The sequence below is a fragment of the Mycobacterium sp. genome (genome assembly GCF_032162105.1).
In the GTDB taxonomy this organism is placed as follows: Bacteria; Actinomycetota; Actinomycetes; order Mycobacteriales; family Mycobacteriaceae; genus Mycobacterium.
Genome location: NZ_JAVRPS010000624.1, coordinates 1 through 3,898 on the forward strand (window position 1 = coordinate 1; position 3,898 = coordinate 3,898).

At 63.0% G+C, this 3,898-nt stretch carries 4 protein-coding genes and 1 pseudogene; 3 read left to right on the forward strand and 2 right to left on the reverse strand.

The window, feature by feature from the left end; genetic code table 11:
- The first annotated feature begins 540 nt into the window (after window positions 1-540).
- The 3 genes and pseudogenes from QOC69_RS31670 (at window position 541) to QOC69_RS31680 (ending at window position 3,237) form a co-directional block, all read left to right on the forward strand.
- Complete coding sequence (locus tag QOC69_RS31670; protein WP_526446459.1) at window positions 541-924, forward strand: PPOX class F420-dependent oxidoreductase; 384 nt, start codon at window positions 541-543, stop codon at window positions 922-924.
- A gap of 354 nt (window positions 925-1,278) precedes the next feature.
- A pseudogene (locus tag QOC69_RS31675) lies at window positions 1,279-2,112 on the forward strand (mycofactocin-coupled SDR family oxidoreductase).
- A 57-nt stretch (window positions 2,113-2,169) separates the two neighbouring features.
- Window positions 2,170-3,237, forward strand: a complete 1,068-nt coding sequence (locus QOC69_RS31680; RefSeq protein ID WP_526446460.1) for a LacI family DNA-binding transcriptional regulator — start codon at window positions 2,170-2,172, stop codon at window positions 3,235-3,237.
- Here QOC69_RS31680 and QOC69_RS31685 read toward each other — a convergent pair.
- Both QOC69_RS31685 and QOC69_RS31690 read right to left on the reverse strand, forming a co-directional pair.
- Window positions 3,200-3,376, reverse strand: coding sequence for a hypothetical protein (locus tag QOC69_RS31685; RefSeq protein ID WP_526446461.1), 177 nt, complete (start codon window positions 3,374-3,376; stop codon window positions 3,200-3,202). The genes QOC69_RS31680 and QOC69_RS31685 overlap by 38 nt on opposite strands.
- Window positions 3,377-3,635: 259 nt before the next feature.
- Window positions 3,636-3,898, reverse strand: a 263-nt coding sequence (locus QOC69_RS31690; RefSeq protein ID WP_526446462.1) for a ThuA domain-containing protein, incomplete at its 5' end; no start/stop codon positions are given.

A 3,898-nucleotide genomic window follows, 5' to 3' on the forward strand; every position in this document is an offset into this window, starting at 1 on the left:
GACGCCGGTCGACGAATCGTCTTTCGTGTGGTCTGTTCAGGCCGGGCGTGACCGCGACCGTCTTGTGTCGGGATGAACGAGTACTGTTCAAGTGTTGAAGATCTCGTCGCCGATGAGTAGACGCCAAGTGTGAATACGCAGCGTGATTCGCTTCACGATACGTACAATTAGGGTGCACTTACTCTCAAGGGCCAATGGTTGCTGAGCGCATCGCGCCGAGCGGTGGCCGGAACTCCGAGGCGGCCACGGCGCCCATGTCGTCGCTGCTCACAGCGCTAGTCGAGGTAGCGAAACCATCCTGCGAGCTCTGGCGGTCGCGGCCGTCCATGGTCGCTGAAGTTGACCGCAGATGCACCGGCGCAATCGCACGTTTCGTGAACAGTAGACGAATGCGCCGGGCACACGGCTGCCAATCGCACCTCCGTAGTGTCGGCTCGTGCGCCGAATGTCGGCCCGGCGACACCACATTCGCCTTGCTACCCAACCGCGCCAGTAACATCGCCAGCACGTCCAATCACAGTTGAGCGGGAGGATGGCGCAGTGTTCACCGACACCGAGTTGCGCTTCCTCGAGTCGCGCCAGCAGGGTCGATTGGCGACCATCGGACCGGACGACGCACCGCAGATCCATCCGGTGACCTTCTTCGTGAACAGCGACCTGGGATCGGTCGACATCAGTAGTGCCCGATTGCGCGAATCGCAGAAGTACCGCAACGTTCGCCGCGATCCACGGGTGTCGCTGGTCGTCGACGACCCTTCGTTGCCCCTCCGGGGCTTCGATGAACCAAGTGGTCGCGGCTTGGAGGTACACGGCATTGCCGAACTTGCGGAGATATCCGGTGCCGACGTCATCCGCGTTCGACCGGTGCGCCTGGACAGTTGGAACCTCGAAGGTTCCGGCTATCGGAGTCGTTTCATCACTTGAGTCACGCGCACGGATAGGGCCCGTCGAAGTGGCCAATCTGACTGGTGTGACTGACCAAACCGTCCCGTTCATCCCAGACGTGCAGCATGCACGCCCGCGGGCCGACGTGGCTAGCAGGCTCGGCGGAGGCCGGTAGCCTCAGGTCGATCTCCGTTGCCGTGCTTGGGCTGCACTCACTTCGACACGACGGTGACGCGGCTTAACGGAGGCGTCAGCTCGTCAGCGCGCCCCCAAGCGTGAATCGAATCATCTGTCGACTACACGTATTGGTGAAATCAGTTCTACGGCAGTAGGTGATACGATTCATCTCAACGTCGATCTGGCGCGCATCAACTCTCACGATCGGAGTCAACCATGGGACAACTCGACGGCAAGGTCGTCTTCATCACCGGCGTGGCCCGTGGCCAGGGCCGCTCACACGCACTGACGCTCGCCAAGGAGGGCGCCAACATCATCGGCCTGGATCTGTGTGCCAAGCCGTCGACGACTGCGTATGACGGCGCAACCGAGGAAGACCTTCAGGAGACGGTGCGCCTGGTGAAGCAAGCCGGTGGTGACATCGTTGCCGAGATCGCCGATACCCGGGACTTCGACCAGGTGAAGGCCGTGTTCGACCGTGGTATGCAGCAGTTCGGCCGTGTCGACATCGTCATCCCCAATGCGGGCATCTGCTCCGGCGCCAAGACGTGGGAGATCACCCCAGAGGACTGGCGTGAAATGATCGACATCAATCTCAACGGCGTCTTTCACACGGTGAAGGCGGCAGTACCGACGCTCATCGCCCAGAATGAGGGCGGAAGCATCGTCTTCATCGGTTCGACGGAGGCTCTGAAGGGTGCGGAGAACATCTCGTCCTAAGCCGCTTCCAAACACGGTGTGACCGGCTTGATGACGTCGTTGGCACGTGAGTTGGGGCAGTACGGCATTCGGGTCAACTCGGTCAATCCCACCTGCGTGGACACCCACATGATCAACAACGACTTCGTCTATGGACTGTTCCGCCCCGACCTCGACAAGCCAACGCGTGACGACGTCCTCGACACTTTCACTGGCACGCACATCCTGCCGGTGCCGTGGATCGACCCCAGCGACGTCAGCAATGCGATCGTGTACCTGGTGACCGAACCCGGGCGCTACATCACGGCCACCACGCTAGTCATCGATGCCGGCTTCATCGTGAAGTCCTGACCGAGCGTCCCGGCGCCACCCGATCCCCGCGCGGGGAGGACTACTCTGCCTAGCGACATGGTCACCATGAAGGACGTCGCCGCGGCGGCGGGGGTATCGCAGGCCTCGGTGTCCTACGCCTACAGCGGATCACAACGCGTGTCGGCGGTCAGGCGCGAGCACATCTTCGCCGTGGCAGCCAGCCTTGGATACACCGGGCCCAACATCGCCGGAAGCAGTCTGCGCCTTGGCCGTATCGGAGCGGTAGGGGTTCTCATTCCCGGATCGCTGTCGCTGGCCGTCGAGGATCCGTCCACCATGCTGCTGGTACGGGGCATCGTCGAGGTCGGCGAGCTCGCCGACGTCGCTCTGACGCTGTTACCCGTCGACGCGCAGCGGGGTGACGGCAACGACCCGGTAAAGCCGGCGGTCTTGCGCGGGCTGGTCGACGGCGTGGTGATTCATTGCCTCCCCGACGACCATCCCGTTGTCGAAGCGGTGCGCGCACGGGAGATTCCCGCAGTCGCCATCGACTCTCCCCGAGTTCCCCATCTGCCCTACGTGACGGTGGACCATCGGCAGGCGGGCGCCGAACAGATGGACCACGTTCTCAGCTTGGGGCACAGGCGAATCGGGGTGATCACCGATCGCCTCGGTCCTCTACCGTCACCTGGGTATCGCTACTGGGCCGATGCGGGAACATCCAAGGAGACCTATCTCCGAGAGCGTCTGGCCGGCTACCGTCAGGCCTTGTCCGACCACGGCGTCCGCGTCTCGGACGTCGCGTTGATCGAAGCCGCGAACATCGACATGCCAAGCGGACTGGCCGCTGCCGACCTACTCATTCGCGAGTTCGCCCCAACGGCGATCGTCGCGACGTCGGACGTTCATGCCGTGGCGGCTCTGAAGGCGTTGTCGAGCAACGGCATTGCGGTTCCAGACGCTGTGTCGGTGATCGGTTTCGACGATGCCCCGATTGCCGACCTGGTGGGTCTGACGACGATACGTCAGCCGTTGCGGGACAAGGGCCGGACCGCGGCGAAGATATTGCTTGACCTCATTGCCGGCCAATCCCGAAGGCGTTCGATCATGACTACCGAGCTCATCATCAGGTCGACGACCGGACCTGCGCCTCGGCAGGGCTAGTCGGCCGCTCGGCCAACGGCACGTCCTCGACGAATGTCGGCATGTCGTGTTTGGCGCGGTGTTCGCGCAGCAGGTTGGCGATGGCGATCGCATCGCCTTCGGGAGCCGTGGAGTACCGGTAGGGCTTGGCTATGGCCATGTACTCAGACCGATGGCGGCGACGACGATGAATCCGATCAGGGCAATTCAGCGGTCGAAGAACGCCAGGTGGGTGTCACCGTTGGGTCGTGCCAGCACGATCATGGACAGCACGCCCTAGATGAGCGCACCGATCCCGACTGGCCATCCAGATTTGCCAAGCGACCACTGCCCACCGGGTATCCAGCCCTTGACGCGGGCACGCGGCGAGGCGAATACCACCATCTGGAAGACGCCATCCGCTTTTCCCTCAACGTCGATCAGCTCCTGGCCGCCCAGACGATGCCCTGCTTGGTCAGCCGACGCGCGTCGTCGCCGGCCAGGTCCTGCGGGGCGTGCCCGATGGAGTGATAGAAGACTCGCCCGTCACCCCACTGCCGCACCCACGCCACCGGACTCTTGGTGCCGTCGAGCCACGCGAAATGCTCACCCGTGAAGGTCGTTTCGGCAAGCACGGTGTTGTTGGGATCCACGCTCATGTAGTACTGCTCGGAGGCGACCGAGAAGTCGTTGACACCGTGGC